The following is a 20,809-nucleotide window of genomic DNA, read 5'->3' on the forward strand; positions in this document are numbered from 1 at the left end:
TTGTAGAGTAATGCATGCGTCAATTCATCGTCTTCGCAGGTCTGGTGCTCGCCAGTTTATCTGCCAGTGCCCAGGACTCGCGTCTCATCTGTCCGGAACGTGTCCGCCTGGACAGTGGGACGGTGGCTGCCGCCGATCTCCCCGCCTCCGCTGAGGCGCTGGTGACATCGGGGCCGCAATGGCTGTCCAGCGTCAGCGTCTTTGATGGCCCCCCGGCGCGGGGCGCCGAGCTGATGCCGGCCAATACTGGAAAGAACGACTCGACAATCGTCTGGCGCATCGAGTCCCCCTCCGCCCAGGGCGTCTGGCTGGCCTGCAACTATGGAAGCCAGGTGGCGCGTATCGTGATGAAGACCGAAGGGACGCCCTCGCAGTGCGAAGCACTGATGACCCGCGGCGGTTCGCCGCGCGTGCTGCGTGCCACGCTGAGCTGCAAGGGCTAGGGTCCTTCTCCCACGCGTGATCAATTCGCCCGACACTGCGTCGACGTGTTGGACATCACCGAATACGAGAACTCGATATCCGGAGAAATGCAGGCCGATTCAGGCGAAGACGGCCGGACCCAGGCCACAACCACAGTCCCACCCCGGGCATCGTCGAAGAATCGCTCCACCTTTGACCAATCCACGCTGACGGTGTTGCTGTCACGGCAGAACATCCGTTTGCTGGTGTATTGCTTGCCGGAGACCGTGTAGCTGTACTCCACCACCGGGAATCGGTAGGTCTTTCGACGGCTCTCCACCGGAACACTGTCGATCCGGATGAAGCGCACCGGCGTGCTGAAGTAGGCGCAGGGCGTGGTGGCAGGCTTCACGAAGAGCGGCACAAGGCTCGCACCCACGGTCAGGCACAAGGCGATTCCAAGAGCAATGGCAAGGACGTGGCGATTCAACGGTGAGACCTTTTGCAAGGGGCCCGCGTTCAGCGGCCACGGCGCCCACAGCACCATGAGATCCGTCATCACGGACAGCCCAGGCTCACTGTAGCAGCCCCTGCTCAGCCCAAGACCACCTCCCCGCTGCGGCCATGCACAGGCCCCCAGCGCAACGGCTGCGCCCTGACCCTGCGTCCGGACATCGCGCGAAACTGGTCGCCCATCGTGCCCAGTTGATGTCCCTGGGCCTTCCAGCCGCTGAGCAAGCGATCCAACACAGGCGCGAACGCACCGCCTTCCAGTTCCGCATGCAGCGTGAACACCTGGTCCTGGCTCGATTCGGTGAGCGACAAAAGCGCACGGTCCATCTGCTGTTCGTCCACGCCGTCCAGACCGATCAACTCGTCCAAGGTCGGCAAGGAAGTCGGCATCTGCACGTGTCGCAGCGGCCGCCCGCTCACGAGCGGATGAAACGGACTGCGGCCCCTGCCGTCGGACGCATACGCCAGGCCCCACTCATCGATCTGCTGCCAGGCCGCTTCATTGATCTGCCACCCCGCAGCGCCGTGAGTGGCAGGAGGGCATCCAAAGATGTCGCCAAAGCGGGCGTAACCCAGCTCCATCTGCTGCAGCGTCCAGGCTGCATCCCGATGCCGCACCTGGTCCTGCCAGGGCACATGGTCCCAGGCGTGCAGCCCGCATTCATGGCCCGCTGCGGCACACGCACGCATGAGCGGACCGGCTCGCCGGCCGATGTCGGGGGCCGGCAGCAGCACCCCGTAGAGCAAGGTCCGCAGGCCGTAGTGCTTCAACACCGAGGTGCGAGACACCTTGCGGAGAAAGCCCGGCCGCAGGACCCGCTTGAGCGCCCAGCCGGTGTGATCGGGCCCGACGCTGAACAGAAAGGTCGCAGCCAGGCCATGCCGATCCAGGATGTCCAGCAGCCGGGGAACGCCCTCCAGCGTCCCGCGCAGCGTGTCGACATCCACCTTCAGCGCAATGTGTGCCATGCCTGATGCACCTGCTGGACGCCTCAAGCCTCAACCAGGCCACGCGCCTGCTCGACAAGGCCCCGGTACGACTCGAAGATGCGACGCAGCGAAACGTCCACGCACACCTTTGGCTCCCAGCCCAGCACTTCCCGCGTCACACGGATGTCGGGCTGGCGCGCCTGGACGTCCTGATAGCCGTTCCCGTAGAACTGGGAGGACGTGGTCTCCTGCAACCGCACCCGGCGCGCGACATCTGCATATTCGGGGAATTCGCTGGCAATGGACAGCATGCGCTCTGCCAATTCCCTCACCGACAGCACATTGTCCGGATGGCCCACATTGAAGATGCGCCCGCTGGCCGCGCCGCCTTCATTGGCAATGATGCGCACCAGCGCATCCACACCGTCGGAGATGTCGGCAAAGGCCCGCTTCTGAAGTCCGCCGTCCACCAGCTGAATCGGCTCGCCCCGCACGATCTGGCCGAGAAACTGCGTCACAACTCTTGAACTGCCTTCCTTGGTCTCGAAGATCGAGTCCAGCCCCGCGCCGATCCAGTTGAACGGACGGAACAGGCTGTAGTTCAGTCCCTGCTCCTGGCCATAGGCGTGGATCACGCGGTCCATCAGCTGCTTGCTGCACGCATAGATCCAGCGCGGCTTGTTGATGGGGCCGTAGACCAGCTCGGAATGCTCCGGGTCGAATTCGGCGTCGGTGCACATGCCATACACCTCGGAGGTGGAGGGAAACACCAGGTGTTTGCGGTACTTCACCGCCGAGCGGACGATGGGCAGATTGGCCTCGAAATCCAGCTCGAACACCCGCAGCGGTTCCCGCACATAGGTGGCCGGCGTCGCGATCGCCACCAGGGGCAGGATCACATCGCATTTACGCACGTGGTATTCGATCCACTCGCGGTTGATGGTGATGTCCCCCTCGAAGAAGTGCATGCGGGGATGCTGCTTCATGTCGCCCAGGCGGCTGGAGGACATGTCCATGCCGTAGACCTCCCAGGGGGTGGTGTCGAGAATGCGGCGGGTGAGATGGTGGCCGATGAAGCCGTTGACGCCGAGGATGAGGACTTTCTTGGGAGGCTTCATGGGGTGGCTTGGGTCGGAGGGTCCAGGGGGTCGGGTGGGTATGAAGGGGTCGATGGGGTCAATGGGATCGACGCGGTCGCTTCGGGCGAGGCGCTCATGGGAATCTGCGGTGAACAGACCGCCCGCATCGCGTCTGGCGCCAGTGGTGTGCCGTGTTCCTGGATCTCCAGAATGCGCAGGACCTGGCCGTCGCCGCAAATGGCAGCAGGCGTGTCCTGGATCAGGCACAGGCCAGGCGCTGCGCCAGGCGGCGCCAGGGCGCCGTTCCAGTGCCGGGCCCGGGCGATGACCAGCCGGCGTCCGTCCCGCTCGATGAAGGCCCCGGGATACGGCGGCGCCACCGCGCGAATCAGCCGTTCAATCTCGTTCGCTGCCGCCTCCCAGTGGATGCGGCCGTCCTCCGGCCTGCGACCCCCGTAGTAGCTGCCTTGCGCCACGGGGTTGGGGCGCCGTGGTGGCTGGCCGGCGATGAGGGCTGGCAGCACGCGCCAGAGGGTGATTTCCGCGGCCACGCAGACCTTGTCAAAGACCTGTCGGGCGTCGTCATGGGGCAGGATGGGGACGGCCTGCTGGTCAATGATGTCTCCGGCATCGGGCTTGTCCACCATCCAGTGGAGCGTGGCGCCGGTTTCGCAGGCCCCTTTGAGCACGGCCCAGTTGGTCGGTGCGCGGCCGCGGAACTGCGGCAGCATCGATCCATGCATGTTGAAGGCGCCTTGCGGCGCCAGCGCGAGCAGAGAGGCCGGCAGCATCGCCCGGTAATAGAACGAAAAGATCACATCCGGCCTGGCTGCGGCCACTGCGTCGAGCAGGGATGGGGCGCGTGGATCATCCCCGTAGATCCAATCAAGGCCCAGCTCGTCGGCGGTATCGGCCACGCGGCTGAACCAGAGCGTCTCCCCGGGTGAGTCGCGGTGGGTCACCACCAGGGTGATCTCCACACCACCGGCCTGCAACACCCGCAGGCACCGGTCGCCGACATTGCTGTAGGCAAACACCACGGCTCTCATGACAGCGGCTCCGCGGAGGTCTGGCCTGTCTCGGCAGTCACCACCGGATGCGCCTGCAGCACCGCGCTGACGCGGTAACGAGGCCGCCGCCGCACTTCCTGCTGGATGCGGCCCACATACTCGCCCATCAGGCCGATGCCGAAGAGCACGATGCCCGTCAGGAAGAATTGCAAGGCAAACAGTGTGAACACGCCCTCCATCTCGGCGCCGAACAGGAATCGTCGCACCGCCAACAGCACGAAGAGCGAGCCCGCCCCTACCGACAGGACGGTTCCCAACAGCGAGAACCACTGCAAGGGCACGATGGAGAACCCGGTGACCAGGTCGAAGTTGAGGCGGATGAGCTTGTAGAGCGAATACTTGGATTCACCCGCATGACGCTCCTCGTGGCGGACCTCGATCTCGGTGGGGGCCGCCGCGAAGGTGTAGGCGAGTGCCGGCACGAAGGTGTTGACCTCCTGGCAGGCATTCAGCGTGTCGACCAGCGCCCGGTCGTAGGCGCGCAGCATGCAGCCCTGGTCGGTCATTTCGATGCGGGTGATGCGCTCGCGCAGACGGTTCATCAGCCGGGAGGCCACGCGGCGAAACGCGCTGTCATGTCGCTGCTGCCGCACGGTGCCCACATAGTCATGCCCCTGACGGATGGCGGCGATCAGGCGCGGAATCTCCTCCGGGGGATTCTGCAGGTCGGCGTCCAGCGTGACGGTGATGTCGCCGCGGGCATGCTTGAATCCCGCCATCAGGGCCATGTGCTGGCCGAAGTTGCCATTGAACAGCACGACGCGGGTCACGTCCGGCCGTCGCCGGAACTGCTCGCGCAGCAGGGCCACGGAACGGTCCCGACTCCCGTCATTGATGAAGATGACTTCGTAGGCCTCGCCCAATGCATCCAGCGCGGGATAGAGGCGGGCAAAGAGCGCATCCAGCACGCCCTCCTCGTTGTAGACCGGGATCAGCACCGACAGTGCGGGCCGCGCAACCTCCCAGGCGTCCGGCGGCGTCACGAGAGCAGAAGACGGCATGCGTGGTCGAGTTGTTGGCAGACACGTTCGACGTCCGCTTCGGACATCGCGGGAAACAGCGGCAAGGTGAGGGTGCCGCGACCGATGCGTTCCGCGATCGGCAGCTGCCCCGGTCGCCAGCCCTGGCGGCGGTAGAAATTCAGCAAATGGACGGCCGGGTAGTGCACGCCGGTGCCGATGCCCGCCTCCTTGAGGTGACGCATCACCGCGGCCCGACCCCCGGACAATCGTTCTGCCGGCAGCACCACCTGGAACAGGTGCCAGTTGGTGATGCCGCCCACGCTGGCGAGCGGGGTCGGCAATTCCACACCCAGGTCCTGCAGGCCGCTGGCGTTCAGCCGCTCCAGGTACTGGGCGGCCCACTGCGCCCGGCGGGCCGTGATCTCAGGCAGTCTGTCCAACTGGGCCAGGCCGATGGCCGCATGCACATCGCTGAGGTTGGACTTGCCGCCGGGCTCGTCCATCTCCAGGCCGTCCCATCCGCTGCGCACGATGCCCTGTAGACGCAGGCGTTCCGCTCGGGCCGCTTCCTCCTCGGTGTTGAACACCAGGCAGCCGCCCTCCGCGCAAGTCAGATTCTTGTTGGCCTGGAAGCTGAAACTCACCAGATCGCCGATGGCGCCGATGCGCTGGCCCTCCTCCACACCGCGCACGCGGCCCACGCTGCCCGGGCTGACCCAGCGCGCGTCGATGGCCTGCGCGGCATCCTCGATCACGCGCAGCGAATGCCGACGGGCGATGGCGGCCAGTCGGTCCATGTCCACCGGCAGGCCGGCGAGGTGGACCGGCATCAACGCCCGGGTACGCGGGGTGATCGCCGCCTCGACGGCGTCCAGATCCAGATTGCGGGTCACTGGGTCCACGTCCACGAAGACCGGCGTGGCGCCGACCGCCACGATCACATTGGCCGTAGCCACCCAGGTCAGCGGGGTGGTGATGACCTCGTCGCCGGGGCCGATACCGGCGATGCGAAGCGCCACTTCCAGCGTGGCCGTTCCATTGGAGAAGCAGCGCACCGGGCGGCCGCCAAACAGCGAGGACAGGGCCGCCTCGAAGGCCTGGGCGCGCGGGCCGGTGGTGATCCAGCCCGACCGCAGCACATCGGCGACAGCGGCAATGGCCGACTCGTCGATCTCGGGGCGGGTGAAGGGCAGAAAGGGGAGGGTCATGGATGCAGCGGCGTCGCGGGCGAGGAGTCCGGCGCCGTGCTCGGAGTCGGCGTCAGGGTCGGAGTCGGCGTCAGGGTCGGAGTCGGAGTCGGATCAGCGCGCCGTTGGAGGTCCACCGGGGGAACGTTGGCCACCACCACACGGCGGGCATCCGCAGCGACCGTCCACATCGGCCACTCCGCCGCCCGGAGCTGCTCATGGGTCTGGCGCGACATCAGGGCCAATGCCGCCGGGCCTTGCCGCCATCGGGTCTCGAAGGCTTGCAGCGTCGGCACCCAGCGCTGCGGCTCCAGACCCAGCCCAAAGGCCAGCTCATCGGGTTCGGCGACCAGGGTCAGCGGATGCTGAAGATAAAACGGCAGGGTGTGGTCCAGCCGCTTGACGCCGTAGAGCGGCATATCGGGCGTCAGCACCCGCTGGATGGACGGAACCAGATCAATGCCGGATGCCGGACGCCCAAACGTCTCGTGGCCGAGCAGGGCCACCGTCAAGCCCAGGTAGAGGCCGGCCGCATAGGCGATGCGCGACGGTCCTTGACGTCCGACGCGGTTCAGCCACAGCGCCACGGCCGCCCCCAGCGCAATGAGGAGGCTGGCTGCCAGCACCCAGTGTCCGAACGTGGCAAAGCTGGCCTGCGCATCGGGACCCTTTCCCAGCCGACCGGTCCAGGGCGACAACGCGGCCGCCAGACTGAAGAGCGCCAGCATTCCCCACAGCCAGCGCGCCCACACGCGCCTCGGCAACCGCTCCAGGGCCAGCCCTCCCAGCAAGGCCGCCGCAGGCATCACCGGCAGGATGTAGCCCGGCAGTTTGGACGAAGAAGCGCTGAAGAAAAGGATGATCACTACCCCCCAGGTCAACAGCAGCCGCGCGGGTTGGAAGCTCACCGGACCGTGCGCGGCCCGGCGCTCGTCGCGTGCTGCCCGCCACATGCCCGGCAAGAGCGCCAGCCACGGGAGAAATCCGACCACGAACTGCGGAACGAAGTACCACGGCGGCGCCTCCCGCCGATGCACGGCGGAGGTGTAGCGTTGCAGATGCTCGTGCAGAAAGAAGAACGAAGGGAAGGACGGATGGCGGCTTCCAATGGCCCAGAACCAAGGAACGACGATCACCAGGAAGACGGCCAGCCCGGGAAGCAGATGCAGCCGCCCCCAGAGCCGCCCATCGCGGGTGAGCAGGCTGTGCACAATCAGCACCAGGCCCGGCAAGGCGATCCCGATCAAGCCCTTGGCCAACACGGCAGCACCCATGCCCGCCCAGGCCAGCAACATCCACCGCCGGCGGCGCGCGATGTGCGAGACCGTGTCCGGATGCTGGGCCATGAGCGTGGCGGCCAGGGTGACCGTCAGCGCGGCGGACACGCTGATATCCAGTGAATTGAAGTGGCCGCCCAGGTACCAGCTTGGCGTCGTGGCCATGACCAGGGCCGTACCCGCCGCCACACGCGGTCCCCACCAGCGCCAGGCTGCCATCACCATCGCGCCCAGGCCCAGCAGTCCACAGCAGGCGCCCCACAGACGGGTCTGCCACTCCCCCAGGCCGAACAGCGTGTATGAGAGCGCAGTCATCCACAGGTGCAGCGGCGGCTTCTCGAAATAGAGAACCCCGTTGTAGCGAGGGGTGATCCAGTCCCCCGACAGGAACATCTCGCGCGCGATCTCGGCATAGCGGCCTTCATCGCTGGGCAGCAGATGACGGGCATCAAGGGTGGCGAACCACAGCACCACTGCGACGGCCAGCAGACAGAGCGCCCATCCGGACACCCCGAGCGCGCCGAAAGTGCCGAAAGTGCCGAAAGCGCCAAACCGACGGCGCGGCGCCTCGCCTGGCGTCAGAACGCGAGGCAAACCGGCAGGGGCGGCGGTGATGCGGGCGGGATCAGTCAATGGCAGAGCACCCATCGGGAAGCGCAGATGACATGGCGCAGAGAAACATCCCCCTGCGGTCAACCGGCGATGAGTGAGGCGTGACCCTGCGGGAAGTTCCCTGACCCAGCACGTCAGCCCCTGAACCGCCGCATACCTTGACGCTCGTCAGCATTCACCGCGATACACTCGCGCAGCGCAAGGCAGGCGCTTGACGGTCGTCATGCGGCATCCGTCCGGCGCGATCAAGGTTTCATCGTGTCCTCATCCCCCCTGCGCTTCCTCACCCTCGACCTGACCGACAGCTCGGACGACGTCCTCACCGTGGAAGCCATGGCCTCCACCCGGGAGGCACAGCATGCGGAGGTGATGGAAGAGGTTGATGCGCTGCTGGCCTGGGCCCGGCGCGAGTTCGGCGGTCGCCAGGGTCCGGTGGAAGAAGGTTACGCCTGGGACGACGAACTGCTCGTGCAGCGCGAAGCGGACGGATGGATCACCGTCACCTTGACGTTCAGCGCCTCTCCTGAATTCGCGCAGGCCTTCATGGCCGCCTTTGCAGACCCCGAGGACTGAGCGCCCCGGCCCCCCGCCAAGCGCCCCCCGATCATGCGAGAGAACCTTCAAGACCTGCTCTACCTCATCGCCGTGGCCCGCGAGCGCAGCTTCACCCGGGCCGCCGCCAAGCTGGGCATCTCCCAGTCGGCTCTGAGCCATTCGATGAAGGCGCTCGAGACCCGCATGGGCGTGCGCCTGCTCACCCGCACCACCCGCAGCGTGGCCCCCACGGAGGCGGGCGAGCGGCTGCTGCGCACCATCACGCCGCGCTTCGAGGAAATCGAAGCGGAGTTCCACGCCGTCGGCGAGCTGCGGGACAAACCCGCCGGCACCATCCGCATCACCGCCATCGACTTCGCCATCGACCACTACATCTGGCCCCGGCTGGCGAAGATCCTGCCCGACTATCCCGATCTGAAAGTCGAGCTGATCGTCGATTACGGCCTGTCCGACATCGTGGCCGACCGCTTCGACATCGGCGTGCGTCACGGCGACCAGGTGGAGAAGGACATGGTGGCCGTGCGCATCAGCCCGGACGTGAAGATGTGCATCGTGGCGCATCCAGACCATGTGCGCGCCCACGGCGTGCCGCGCACGCCCCAGGATCTGCTCACCCACAACTGCATCACGCTGCGCCTGACCTCCAGCGGCGGCCTCTATGCGTGGGAACTCAAGAAAGGCAAGCGCGCCCTGCAGGCCCGGGTGGAGGGCCGCAGCATCTTCAATGGCGTCTATCAGATGATCCAGGCGGCGCTCAGCGGTGCGGGCCTGGCGTTTGTGCCGCTGGAGCTGGTGCAGCCGCATCTGGACAGCGGTGCGCTGGTCAGCGTGATGGAGGACTGGTGCCCCACCTTCCCCGGCCTGCATGCCTACTATCCCAGCCGGCGCGCGTCCTCCCGGGCGATGACGGTGGTGGTGGACGCGCTGCGGCATCGCGGCTGACGGCGCCCGGCCCCAGGCGCCCGGCCCCAGGCCCCCGGCCCAGCGGCGCGCATTCATGAGCACCGCTCATATGCCCATGCGGCGGCAGGCGCTTTATCGCATCAGCACTCCCTCGTAGATTCGCACGCGGCGGAGGCCTTGCGGCACCGCCCGTTCGATCCATCCCAGGGGCACGCCGCATCTTCGCCAGGGCCTGCCCGTCAGACCCGAGAGTGCAGATGAGTTTCACCTTACAGATCAACGGCCAGAAACGGACCGTGGACGTCGACGCCGACACCCCGCTGCTGTGGGTCGTGCGCGACGTGCTCGGCATGACCGGCACCAAATTCGGTTGCGGCATGGGCCTGTGCGGCGCCTGCACCGTGCATGTGGACGGCCAGGCCACCCGCTCCTGCATCACGCCGGTGGAATCGGTGGCGGGCAAGTCGGTGACGACCATCGAGGGTGTCGGCGACACGCCGACGGGCCGTGCCGTGCGCCATGCCTGGCTGAAGCTGGACGTCGTGCAATGCGGCTACTGCCAGCCTGGGCAGATCATGTCCGCCTGCTCGCTGCTCAAGTCCACGCCCGCCCCCAGCGACGACGACATCCGTGCCGGCATGGCCGGCAACCTCTGCCGCTGCGGCACCTATGCCCGCATCCATCAAGCCGTGCGCGAGGCCTCGGTCACGCTCACCTCGGCCAAGAAGGAGGGCTGACATGAACAAGCACTTCGATCTGGACCGCGACACCGCGTCCCCGGCGTCCGCTGCCACTCCGCCCGCCGCGCTCACCCGCCGCACGCTGCTCAAGGCCAGCGCCGCCGCCGGTGTGCTGATGCTGAGCGTGGAACTGCCAGGCACCGCTGCCGCGGCAACCACCGCCAAACCTGGCGGTGTCGCTACCCGCGATGCCAGCCATGATGCCGCCACGGCGCTGAACGCGATGGTGCAAGTGGGTCCCGGAGACACCGTCACACTGGTGATGCCGCGCGTGGAGATGGGTCAGGGGACCTACACCGCGCTGTCGCAACTCATCGCGGAGGAGCTGGAGGTCGATCCCACCCGCGTGACCCTGCAACACGCCCCTGCGGATGACAAGCGCTATGGCAACCCGGCGCTGGGTGCGCAGGTCACGGGCGGCTCGACCTCGATGGCGACCGCGTGGCTGCCGATGCGCCAGGCCGGCGCGGCGGCCCGCACGCTGCTGATCCAGGCCGCGGCGACGCAATGGGGCGTGGCGCCCGGCGCCTGCCGGGCCGAGAACGGCCGCGTCGTGCATCCCGACACCGGCCGGGTCCTGTCCTATGGCGACCTCGCATCCGCGGCAGCGCGTCTGCCCGTGCCGGCGCTGGATCAATTGACGCTCAAGGACCCGAGGGACTTCCGCTATGTCGGCCAGCCGCTGCTGCGCCTGGATGCGCCCGCCAAGGTGGAAGGTCGTGCGCAATTCGGCATCGACGTCCGCATCCCTGGCATGCTGATTGCGGCGGTGGCCGCCAGTCCGTATTTCGGCGGCAAGGTCAAGTCGGTCGATACGGCTGCGGCCCGCCGGGTGCGTGGCGTGCGCCAGGTGCTGAACCTGGGCGACCTCGTGGCCGTGCTGGCCGACCACAACGGTGCGGCCCGCAAGGGTCTGGCCGCAGCCAAAATCCAGTGGGACACCGGTCCTGCAGCGTCCTATTCCACCGCCACGATGGAAGCGGAGCTGGAGGCCGCCTCCCACCGCGAAGGCGCGACCGCGCGGACCCAGGGTGACGTGGCCGCGGCCCGGTCCAAAGGTGCACGAACCTTGGAGGCGATCTACCAACAGCCGCTGATGGCGCATGCCGCGATGGAGCCGATGAACTGCACCGTCCGCCTGAGCCGGGACCGCTGCGAGGTCTGGACCGGCACGCAGGTGCCCACCCGGGCCCAGGCCGCTGCCGCAGAAGCCGCTGGCCTCAAACCCGAGCAGGTCGAGATCCACAACCAGTATCTGGGCGGCGGCTTTGGTCGACGACTGGATGCGGACGTGGTGCCCCAGGCCGTGCGAATCGCCAAGGCCGCACGCGTGCCGGTCAAGGTGGTGTGGAGCCGCGAGGAAGACCTCCAGCATGACGTCTACCGCCCCTACCACTACAACCGCCTCAGCGCGACGCTCGATGCCCAGGGCCATCCGGTGGTATGGCAGCACCGGGTCACCGGCTCGTCGATCATGGCGCGCTTTGCGCCGGCGTTCTTCAAAGACAACATCGATGGCGATGCGATCCGCGATGCCGCCGGTCCGTATGACTTTGCGAACCTGCAGATCCAGTACGTGCGCCAGGAGCCGCCCGCGGGCTTGACGACGGGATGGTGGCGAGGCGTTGGCCACATGCAGAATGCCTTTCCGGTGGAATGCTTCCTGGATGAGCTGGCGCACGAGACCCGCCAGGACCCGCTGCAACTGCGACTGAAGCTGCTGGGCAAACATCCCCGCGCCCAGCATGTGCTGAAGTTGCTGGCGGACAAGGCCCAGTGGGGCGCCCCGGCGCCGGCAGGCCAGGGCCGCGGCCTGGCGCTGACGCAGGCCTTCGGCACCTATGCAGCCCAGGTCACCGACGTGGCGGTGGCGGCGGACGGCACCGTGCGGGTGCTGCGGGTTGTGACGGTGGTGGACTGCGGCATGGTGGTGACACCAAGCACCGTTGAAGCGCAGGTGCAGGGCGGCAACGTCTTTGGCCTGTCGGCGGCGCTCTTTGGCAACATCACTGTCAAGGACGGCCGCATCGAGCAGTCCAACTTCCATGACTTCCGCGTGATGCGGATGAATGAAGTTCCAGTGATGGAAACGCACATCGTGCCCAGCGCCGAGGCACCCACCGGCATCGGTGAGATCGCCACGGTGCTGAGTGCGCCGTCGGTGGTCAACGCGGTGTTCGCGGCCACCGGCCGGCGCGTGCGCAAGCTGCCGCTGGATCCGGAGACGCTGCGCGCTTGATACGTGGGCTGCGGCGACTCGTCCCAGAGTCGCCGCGGGCGGGCTCTGCAGCCGCGCAGCCCCTCAGCCCCGCAGCACTGAGCCGCGGCGCTTGGCCGCAGGGGGTCGCTCGCTCAGCGACCCGACTGCATGCGTGCTGGCCTCGCGGCGAGGATCGCGGCCAGCAGCAGCAGCCCGGCGCCGCCCACAAAGGTCGCGTCGATCGAGACATGATCCAGCAGGGCCCCACCCAGCCCAGCGCCTGCCATGATGGCCAGCTGGATGGCGGCCACCATCAGGCTGCCGCCCGCTTCGGGTTCGTCGGGCACCTCACGCGCCAGCCAGTTGAACCAGGCCACCGGCGCCGCCGCATTCAGCGCGCCCCACAAAGCGAGCATCCCCGCGACCAGCAGCCACTGTGGCGCGACCCAGACCAGCATCAACGTCACCAGGCCCAGCGCCAGCGGCACGGTCCACAGCAGGCGGAACAGGTGGCGCTGCAGCAGAGCCGTGGCCGCCGAGGTGCCCACGAACCCCGCAGCGCCCAAGGCCAGCAGCAGCAGCGACAGCGCGCCCACGGACACATGGCTCCGCATCTCCAGGAAGGGACGCAGATACGTGAAGGCCGCAAACGCCCCGGCAAAGCCCAGCATGCAGGCCAGCACCGCGCGGCGCACGTGCGGCCGGCCCAGCAGCCCGAGCACGCGCGACGGCGGGATGGCCCGTCGCGGCGGCAGCGAGGGCAAACTCATCCACAGCCAGGCCACGTTGATAATGGCCAGTGGCACCAGGGCCCAGAAAACGCCGCGCCAGCCGATCCAGCCGCCGAGGTAGCTGCCGATCGGTGCGGCAAATGCCGTGGCCGCCGCATTGCCCATGTACATCACCCCCAGCGCGCGACTGACGTGAGAGGCCGCCACCAGCCGCATCAAGGTGGCCGTTGCCAGCGACCAGAAGCCGCCGATGGTGATGCCCAGCAGCGCGCGCGCCACCATCAGCAGCGGGAAGCTGCGCGCTTCGGCCACCAGCACCAGCGACAGCAGCATCGTGGCCGCCAGCACCACCAGCACATGGCGCAGGTTGAAGCGGCTGGCCACCGTGGCCACCAGCAGACTCGTGGCCACCGCGAGAAAGCCTGACACCGAAATCGCCTGGCCGGCCTGGCCCTGCGTGGCCTGGAGGTCGGTGGCCATCGGGGTGAGCAGGCTCACCGGCATGAATTCGGCGGCAATGAGCAGGGCCACGCAGAGCGTCATGGCGGCCACGGCGGCCCAGGCATCGGGGCCGTCGGTGGTGGGGGCAGCGGGCGAGAGTGCGGGGGTGGTAGGCGTAGGGGACGTCACGGCAGTCGATGCAGCACGGCCGTAGGCGCGACTCGCGCGGCAGGCCGGCCCCGGCGAATGGGTGGGAGGGTGAGCAGGTCCGCGTCACTCTAGGGAGTACAGCCGTGCCGGCCTAGAGGCAGCGGGCGCAAGGGGCTATGAACGCCGGTCATCAGTGCGCCAACGCCGCAAGCGGTCGAGCCACCACCGGGCTCGGACACGCATGCGAGCGATTCATGAGCAGGAGTGAAAAGGGCATGCGCGCTGGCGGTCTGGTGCTCAGGCGCGGTCCGCCCTAGATTCATCGCATCCTTCCTCTTCTCCTCCATCCGCCATGAAGTCCTCGACCGCTTCCGCCTTGATCGCCCTGTCAGCGACCGGCCTGTGCTCCCCCGCAGACGCCGCTGCGACAGACGCCTCGACGGCCGCCCAGGCCGCCACCCCAGCATCCGCCCGGACCGCCCCGTTGATCGTGACGAAGGTCGGCACGGCGCCTTCGATGAATGGCGCCCCGGAGAATTTCACTGGCCGGGTGCGTGTGGAGATGCTGCATGTGCCCACCGCGCCGTGGCGCTCGTCCAGCGCCTCGGTCACCTTTGAACCTGGCGCGCGCACGGTCTGGCACACCCATCCCGTCGGCCAGACCCTGATCGTGACCGCCGGCGCGGGCCAGGTGCAGCGCTGGGGCGGGCCGCTGGAGTCGATTCGGGCGGGCGATGTAGTGTGGATTCCCGCCGGGGTCAAGCACTGGCACGGCGCGACCGCGACGGCGGCCATGACGCATATCGCCATCACCGAGTCGCTGGACGGCAAGAGCGTGGACTGGCTGGAACCGGCCACCGACGAGCAGATTGGCCGTTGAAGGCATTGCCGAGGCCAATGCCAATGCCGATGCGGTCCAGCCATCCGATCTCACGTCGAGACGCTCTCAAAGCAGCCGCGGCGCTGTCGCTTGGGGCGCCCACAGTGACCGCTATCGCCAGCCCGGCCCCCTGGACGGCGGCCGGTGCGCTTGAGCGCACGCCGCCACAGCACGCGTCAAACGCGCCTCGACCCTCCGCTCACGTCACCGACACGCCCGCTTCCGCCATGCCCGCTCTCCAGCTCCAGATCGGCGAACACCTCATCGGCATCGACCTCGATGCGTCGCCGACGGCGCGAGACCTGATCTCCTTGCTGCCGCTGACGCTCACCTGGGAGGACTATGCCGCCACTGAAAAAATCGCCACCCTGCCACGCAAGCTCGTCACCACCGACGCCCCTGCCGGCGTGAAGCCCGTCGCTGGCGACCTGGCCTACTACGCGCCATGGGGCAACCTCGCGCTGTTCCATCAGGATTTCCGCTATTCAGCAGGGTTGATCCGCCTGGGGCGCATCCGCGGCGGCCTCACTCTCGTGGCGCGCAGCGGCAGCTTCGAGGCACGATTGGCTCCGTCCCCATCGAATCGCGCCACGCCGGGTTGACCGCCGCTGGCTCGTCCATCACTGCTTGGCCAGTGAGGCTTGCTGCGCGGCCAGCCGCTCCAGCACGGGACGGATGGCGGTCCCCATCCGCAGTTGCGGATTGGAATAACCGTCCGTCTTGCCGGCCTCTTTCTCCCGCGTCGCGATCAACTTCCGAGCCTGCGCATGCGCCTCCTCGAAGGACCAAGTCTTGGCCAGCGCATCCACATACATGGCCTGTCCGAAGAAGGTCAGCGGCGACCGGGAGCCGCAGCCGTAGGACGTATGGTCCGCGTCCGCGGCCGTCATCACCAGCGTCTCCTTGCTGACCAGCGCGTCGATCCAGCTGCCGGAGTAACAGGCCGAAATGGAGATCACGCGCCAGCGGATGCCCGCCTCATCCAGCCATTGCTTCAGCAGAACCGGCGTGACGGGTGCACTCTCCATCGGCCACGCATCGACCGCCAGTTCGCCGGAGCGAGCACCATGCGAGGTCAGATGCAGGAACAGCACATCACGGTCGCGGTCCATGACATCGGCCATGTGCTGGATCGACTTGCGCAGCGCCAGCGGCACCGCCCACGGCAGCGTGGTGCCGGTGGCAGGGTTCAGCACCAGTTCCACGGTATGCCCCTGGGCCCCGAAGCGCTTTTCCAGGGTCTCGGTGACCACCCGGCTTTCCTTCATGAACACGTCCTGGGACGCGTAGGGGGCGTAAGTGATCGAATAGAGATTGACCTGTCCCGGGCGGGGTGGCTGCACGGCCTTCAGGGTCCGGGCGAGCAGTTCCGGCTGCCCGAAGACCACCTCGTCGTCCAGGGTCAGCCCTTGGTAGCTGGACTCGTCAGACTCACCGGATTCGCTGGATTCGCTGGCTTTGCTTGACTTGCTGGACTCACTGGATGTGCTGGCAACACTGGACGTGCTGGAAGCGCTGGACGTGCTGGAAACACTGGAATTGGATGTGGCGGGCTGTTTCCACCAGAAAATCGCCGGCTGCCACTGTTGGGAGATCAAAAAGGACAGAGGCAACAGCACCACCACTGCGCCCCGAACCAGCCACGAGCCAGCGACCCCGATCAGCATCCGTATTTGAATCAGGATCCACCAGGCGGTGGTGCCGAGGTAGACCGCCCCACGGAGGACATCCGGCCATTCGGGCATCGGCTTGACCCAGCGGTGCAAGGACACCAGCAGCACCGACACGGGCAACAAAGCCATGAGATCCGACACCAGCATTGCCATGAACAGCACGGACGGAGTCGGCGGGGCCGACTCGCGCTTTGACGCAGATCGGCTGACCACCCAGCATGTCCACAGGACGATCCCGTACGTCGCCCAGCCGGCCAGCCATGCTTTCGGGTAAAAGTGGACGGGACCCGTCATCATCCCGCGTTGGGAGCCCATCGTCATGAGGTAGGACAGGGCCAGCAGCGCGAGGACGGCGATGGGATGCACCTGGAGTCCGGACCAATCCGGCTTCCGAAAGGTCAGCACCCGCACGCCCACCTTGAGCCAATCCCGGGCGGCGTGGCTGAATGGGCGCATATGCGGGTCCGGTGCCACAGCCTCCTGGCGGGTGCCGGGGGCGTTCACGTCTGGCATGGGCGCAGCGGCGCTGTCCGCAGGAGCTGTCTGCGCAGAGGTGGCCTCGGCGCGGGTGTTTTCGTTTTCAGTCACAACTTCTCCCTCCGCCTGGATGCATCTGCAGGCGCATTCTTGTGGCCGGAATGGTAGCCGCGCCGGTTCTCATGCCTGTTCTTGCGGAGGTGACCCAGGCGGAACAATTGCGCAAAGTCGTGAGGCGGGGTGTCTCTAGAATCATGCAGCGTCAAGGACGCAGGGACTCAATCACTCAAAGACAGACCTCGCGCAATGACGGCCGCAATCAGACGCTACACCCTCACCCCGGTGGCCACCACTACGATCGACAGCGGCTACGGCATTGGCAGCGCCATCGACAATCGGAGCGGCAATCAGAGTGGCAATGGGAGCGCCGACCTCAGTCACGGCAGCAGCTTCGCCGACTTCAAGCCCTACGTGCCCTCCATTCGGGGTGATGGCCTCATCTGCTTCCAGGCCGGGCTGCGGGATGGACGAACCGGCGTCTTCACCGCCGATGGAGAAGCCGTCACACAGATCGGCGTGACCGGCACCCCCACCTGCCCGCTGGCCGCCTTCACCAGCCACCCGGACCTCAACTCAGCGGGCGATGTGACGGTCTACGCCAGGCAGCCGTCGGGCGAGGAAGTCCTGGCCTTGTGCAAGGCCGGTGGACGCTGGGAGACGACCGGCGCTGACAGGCAGCTCTATGGCATCGGCCCGCTGGGCCCGACCATGAACGAGCGCGGCGACGTCGCCTTTCGTGCCACCACGCACCGGGGTACAGCCAGTCTCCTACTCTGGCGGGACGGTCAGGTCATCACGGTCGCCGAATCGGACGAGCGCTTCAGCGGCTTCGCCGGATTGCCAGTGGTCAACGGCGGGGGCAATGTGACCTTCCGCGCCAGCCTGCGTGACGGGCGCGAAGGCGTCTTTGTGCGGCAACTCGACGGCCCCTGCCTGGAAGTTGCCGCGACCGGCGGTGACTTCGACGACATCGCCCCCTTCCCGACGATGAACGACCGCGGAGACGTGGCGTTTGTGGCCCGACCGCGAGGCTCACCCGGCTGGAGCGTGTTCATCGCCACCGCGGGCGGCCTGAACCGCTGGATCGGCCCGGATCCTGCCTTTGAGAGTTATCGCGGCCTGCTGCTGAACAACGCCGGTCCGGTCGTGTTCTATGGCACGCCAGCGGGCGGCCAGCTCGGCATCTACTGCGGCACGGACGCGGTGCACCATCGCATCCTCGGACTGGGCGACCCGCTGCTGGGCTCGACGGTGACCGATTTCGCCCTGAACCCGGTGTCGGTCAATGAGGCGGGACAGATCGCCGTGCGCGTGGCCCTGAAGAACGGCCAGCAATGGGTGCTTCGGGGTGACCCGACCTGAATCGCCGGTGCGCGCTCGCCATGACCTCCGCTGCAGCGGTTTTTGAGTCGACAAGCGCTCGACTTCGCTGACCGGATTGGACGCCGCGCCCGCTAGCATCGCGGCGGTCCATTGCCTCGATCCCATGTTCAAACGTCTGTTGCCGGCGGCTGGCCGCCGTATGAATGCGCCCGTTGCGGCCCTGTTGCTGAGCCTGGCGCTGTTGACCGCCCTCATCCTGGCCCACGACCGACACCGTGTCGCCCAGGTGTTCGTGCTGGCCCTGGGGCCCCTGCTTTGGCTGCGCTGGCCGCTGCGGTCCGCCGCAGTTGCCCGGCTGCGCCTCGTGGTGGTGACCGCGCTGCTGGCGCTGTTTGTAGTGGACGCGGCCGCCCGGCTCTACCTGCAGCAGGCCTACCAGGCCGCCCCGGACAGCGCCCTGGTGGTGGCCGCCATTGCCAACACGACGCCGCAGGAGACCCAGGAGTACCTCCAGGCCCATGGACGGGATCTCTGGCCGCTGGCCCTGGGCCTGCTCTCCGCCCTTGCCGCCGTCACGGCGCTGGTGTGGCGCAGCGGCCATCACCAGGCGGCCATTCCGCGATGGCAGCGCTGGGTGCTGGGCCTGCTAGTGCTGCTGTGCCTGGCGGCCTTGCTGATCAAGCCCTGGCGGCGTCACCATCCGCTGCTGTTTTGGCCGCAGTGGGCCCAGTCGGTGGTCCAGTTGCAGCAAGGCTGGAGCGATCAGCGCCTGGAGCGGGAGCAGTTGCTGGCCAATGCCCGCGCCCAGGCGCCGGTGCTGTCGGTGGACGGCCCTTCCACCGTTGTGCTGATCCTGACCGACAGCGTGAACCGGGACAACATGAGCCTGTACGGTTACCCGCGCCCCACCACGCCCGAGCTGGCGGCGCTCCGTGACGAGGAACAGGGCCGGCTGATCGCCATCCGCCATGCCTGGTCGGCGGAGTCCGGCACGGTGGCCTCGCTCAGCGGCCTGTTCAGCTTTGGGGAACGGGACATCGGCGAACCTGCGGGCAACAGCCAGCACATCCTGGCCCTGGCCCGCGCGGCCGGTTACCGGGTCTGGTGGATGAGCAACCACGACGATCTGGCCATCGAGCAGCAGCATGCCCGCCTGGCCGACGAGGTGGAGATGATCAACCGCGCCCCGGGCCGCTCCACCGTGAGCCTGGACGGCGAGCTGCTGGACTGCCTGGAAGAAGCGCTGACGGACCCGGCCCCGCGCAAGCTGATCGTGGTGCACCTGCTGGGCGCCCATCCGCACTACGCCTTGAGGGCGCCCGAGCACTTCAAGCCGTTTGCGGACGTGGACGACGCCGTGGAGCAGCGCCTGCAGCGCGACGGACAGCCGCTGTGGATCCGGTCTGCCCGCCGCGCCTATGACACGGCCATCGCCTATCACGACACCGTGGTGGCCCAGTCGCTGCGCCTGACCCGCCAGCACACGCCGGCCAGTGGCCGCGCGGCCTGGATGTTCCTCTCGGACCACGGGCAGGAGGTGGGGCATGAAGTGGCCCGTGCGGGCCACAGCCCCGGCACCCGCGCCGGTTATCGCGTGCCCGCGGTGGTGTGGCGCAGCGATGGTGCTTTCGACCCTGCGCTGGCGGACGCACGGTTTCGGGTCGACTGGTCGGCGTGGACGCTGGCGTCGCTGATGCATTTGCGGTGGCAGGACGACCGTCCGGAACGCGACGTGCTCGATCCCGCCTATGCCTGGGAGCCGCCCCGGCTGCAAGTGCGCGTGGCCCGCTACGACCATTAAGGTTCGCTGGGCGGCTGGAAACCCAGTGGGCATCGCGCTTGCCCGCTGTCTCCAACGCAATCCTGCACATCCGCAAGGAGTTCCTACATGCCCACGCAAGCCACGACCGCCAGCCGCAAGACCAGCGCACGCAGTGCTGCCACCACGACCCGTCGTGTGGCGGTCAAGAAGACGCCGGACGCCATTGCGTTGCTGCGCGCCGACCACAAGAAGGTGAACGACCTCTTCGAGCAGTTCAAGAAGACCCGGTCCGCCGCCAAGAAGAAGCAGATCGTGTCCGAGATCTGCCTGGAGCTGAGCGTTCACGCCCAGATCGAGGAAGAGATCCTCTACCCCGAGGTGCAGGCCGCACTGAAGGACAAGGAGATGGTGCCTGAAGCCCGCGTCGAGCATCAGAGCGTCAAGGACCTGATCGCCGCCGTGGAGGGCGTGGAGCCCGACGGTGAGGACTACGACGCCAAGATCACCGTCATGGGCGAATGGGTGAAGCATCACGTCAAGGAAGAACAGAACGAGATGTTCCCCAAGGTGAAGAAGTCCAAGCTCGACCTGGTGGAGATGGGCGAACGCCTCCAGCAGCGCAAGGACGAGCTGATGGCGGAGAAGATGAACGGCGAGATGCTGCCGCACTGACCCCGCACTGACGCCTGTTTAACACCCAACGCCGCAGGGGCAGCCTTCTCCGGAAGGTCGCCCCTGTGTTTTTGAGCGTCTCCCTTCCGGGAAACCGCTGTCCGGGCGGCAGCGTCTCCGCGAAATCCCGAACGCAGCCGGCGGGTCGCCTCGCTACAGTGACGGCTTCTCTTGCTGCCCGCGCCAGGCCGCCAACCAGCGCCCGCGGGC

General features: G+C 67.4%; 19 protein-coding genes. 10 read left to right on the plus strand and 9 right to left on the minus strand.

The window, feature by feature from the left end:
• The first annotated feature begins 14 nt into the window (after positions 1-14).
• Positions 15-443, plus strand: coding sequence for an STY0301 family protein (locus DES44_RS19585; RefSeq protein WP_058937012.1), 429 nt, complete (start codon positions 15-17; stop codon positions 441-443).
• A 20-nt stretch (positions 444-463) separates the two neighbouring features.
• Here DES44_RS19585 and DES44_RS19590 read toward each other — a convergent pair whose 3' ends face one another.
• Genes DES44_RS19590 through DES44_RS19620 form a run of 7 tightly spaced genes read right to left on the minus strand, consistent with a single transcriptional unit; the run spans position 464 to position 8,053 of the window.
• Positions 464-961 (minus strand): DUF3592 domain-containing protein, encoded by a 498-nt coding sequence (locus DES44_RS19590; protein ID WP_083525954.1) that lies wholly within the window; start codon positions 959-961, stop codon positions 464-466.
• Positions 962-996: 35 nt separating this feature from the next.
• The gene (locus DES44_RS19595) at positions 997-1,884 is read right to left on the minus strand and encodes a polysaccharide deacetylase family protein (protein WP_058937014.1); all 888 of its coding nucleotides are present in this window, start codon (positions 1,882-1,884) and stop codon (positions 997-999) included.
• Positions 1,885-1,907: 23 nt separating this feature from the next.
• Complete coding sequence (locus DES44_RS19600) at positions 1,908-2,963, minus strand: bifunctional UDP-4-keto-pentose/UDP-xylose synthase (RefSeq protein ID WP_058937015.1); 1,056 nt, start codon at positions 2,961-2,963, stop codon at positions 1,908-1,910.
• Positions 2,960-3,973, minus strand: coding sequence for a formyltransferase (locus DES44_RS19605; protein ID WP_083525955.1), 1,014 nt, complete (start codon positions 3,971-3,973; stop codon positions 2,960-2,962). Before DES44_RS19605 ends, DES44_RS19600 begins: the two co-directional genes overlap by 4 nt.
• Positions 3,970-4,995: a glycosyltransferase gene (locus tag DES44_RS19610; protein ID WP_058937016.1), complete on the minus strand. Its 1,026-nt coding sequence runs from the start codon at positions 4,993-4,995 to the stop codon at positions 3,970-3,972. Before DES44_RS19610 ends, DES44_RS19605 begins: the two co-directional genes overlap by 4 nt.
• Positions 4,974-6,164 (minus strand): DegT/DnrJ/EryC1/StrS family aminotransferase, encoded by a 1,191-nt coding sequence (locus tag DES44_RS19615; protein WP_058937017.1) that lies wholly within the window; start codon positions 6,162-6,164, stop codon positions 4,974-4,976. Before DES44_RS19615 ends, DES44_RS19610 begins: the two co-directional genes overlap by 22 nt.
• The gene (locus DES44_RS19620; protein ID WP_232309882.1) at positions 6,161-8,053 is read right to left on the minus strand and encodes a glycosyltransferase family 39 protein; all 1,893 of its coding nucleotides are present in this window, start codon (positions 8,051-8,053) and stop codon (positions 6,161-6,163) included. The genes DES44_RS19615 and DES44_RS19620 overlap by 4 nt, the downstream gene beginning before the upstream one ends.
• A gap of 237 nt (positions 8,054-8,290) precedes the next feature.
• Between DES44_RS19620 and DES44_RS19625 the strand changes: the two genes are divergently transcribed.
• The 4 genes from DES44_RS19625 to DES44_RS19640 all read left to right on the plus strand — a co-directional run bounded on the left by DES44_RS19625 (position 8,291) and on the right by DES44_RS19640 (position 12,469).
• Entirely contained in the window at positions 8,291-8,605 is a 315-nt protein-coding gene (locus DES44_RS19625) for a hypothetical protein (protein WP_058937018.1), read from the plus strand.
• Between the two features lie 33 nt (positions 8,606-8,638).
• Positions 8,639-9,529, plus strand: a complete 891-nt coding sequence (locus tag DES44_RS19630) for a LysR family transcriptional regulator (RefSeq protein WP_375137552.1) — start codon at positions 8,639-8,641, stop codon at positions 9,527-9,529.
• Between the two features lie 218 nt (positions 9,530-9,747).
• Positions 9,748-10,227 carry a (2Fe-2S)-binding protein gene (locus tag DES44_RS19635; protein ID WP_058937020.1) on the plus strand — a complete coding sequence of 160 codons (480 nt, stop codon included), beginning with the start codon at positions 9,748-9,750 and terminating at the stop codon, positions 10,225-10,227.
• 1 nt (position 10,228) lies between these two features.
• Complete coding sequence (locus DES44_RS19640) at positions 10,229-12,469, plus strand: xanthine dehydrogenase family protein molybdopterin-binding subunit (RefSeq protein ID WP_083525957.1); 2,241 nt, start codon at positions 10,229-10,231, stop codon at positions 12,467-12,469.
• 113 nt (positions 12,470-12,582) lie between these two features.
• On the opposite strand, the gene DES44_RS19645 is transcribed toward DES44_RS19640, so the two are convergent.
• Positions 12,583-13,791 (minus strand): MFS transporter, encoded by a 1,209-nt coding sequence (locus tag DES44_RS19645; protein ID WP_058937021.1) that lies wholly within the window; start codon positions 13,789-13,791, stop codon positions 12,583-12,585.
• A 313-nt stretch (positions 13,792-14,104) separates the two neighbouring features.
• Between DES44_RS19645 and DES44_RS19650 the strand changes: the two genes are divergently transcribed.
• Together DES44_RS19650 and DES44_RS19655 are read left to right on the plus strand one after the other, a co-directional pair.
• The gene (locus DES44_RS19650; RefSeq protein ID WP_083525958.1) at positions 14,105-14,632 is read left to right on the plus strand and encodes a (R)-mandelonitrile lyase; all 528 of its coding nucleotides are present in this window, start codon (positions 14,105-14,107) and stop codon (positions 14,630-14,632) included.
• 227 nt (positions 14,633-14,859) lie between these two features.
• A complete protein-coding gene (locus DES44_RS19655; RefSeq protein ID WP_058937022.1) occupies positions 14,860-15,234 on the plus strand; it encodes a cyclophilin-like fold protein in 375 nt (124 codons plus the stop codon).
• 18 nt (positions 15,235-15,252) lie between these two features.
• Here the strand turns inward: DES44_RS19655 and DES44_RS19660 are convergent, their stop codons facing one another.
• A complete protein-coding gene (locus DES44_RS19660; protein ID WP_058937023.1) occupies positions 15,253-16,893 on the minus strand; it encodes a C13 family peptidase in 1,641 nt (546 codons plus the stop codon).
• A 195-nt stretch (positions 16,894-17,088) separates the two neighbouring features.
• Here DES44_RS19660 and DES44_RS19665 point away from each other — a divergent pair, with 195 nt between their 5' ends.
• The 3 genes from DES44_RS19665 to DES44_RS19675 all read left to right on the plus strand — a co-directional run bounded on the left by DES44_RS19665 (position 17,089) and on the right by DES44_RS19675 (position 20,599).
• Entirely contained in the window at positions 17,089-18,204 is a 1,116-nt protein-coding gene (locus DES44_RS19665) for a hypothetical protein (RefSeq protein WP_058937024.1), read from the plus strand.
• Positions 18,205-18,328: 124 nt separating this feature from the next.
• Complete coding sequence (locus DES44_RS19670) at positions 18,329-19,966, plus strand: sulfatase-like hydrolase/transferase (protein WP_232309883.1); 1,638 nt, start codon at positions 18,329-18,331, stop codon at positions 19,964-19,966.
• 87 nt (positions 19,967-20,053) lie between these two features.
• Positions 20,054-20,599: a hemerythrin domain-containing protein gene (locus DES44_RS19675; RefSeq protein ID WP_083525959.1), complete on the plus strand. Its 546-nt coding sequence runs from the start codon at positions 20,054-20,056 to the stop codon at positions 20,597-20,599.
• Positions 20,600-20,809: the final 210 nt, after the last annotated feature.

The sequence above is a fragment of the Roseateles depolymerans genome (assembly GCF_003387155.1).
GTDB classification, from domain to species: Bacteria; Pseudomonadota; Gammaproteobacteria; order Burkholderiales; family Burkholderiaceae_C; genus Roseateles; species Roseateles depolymerans.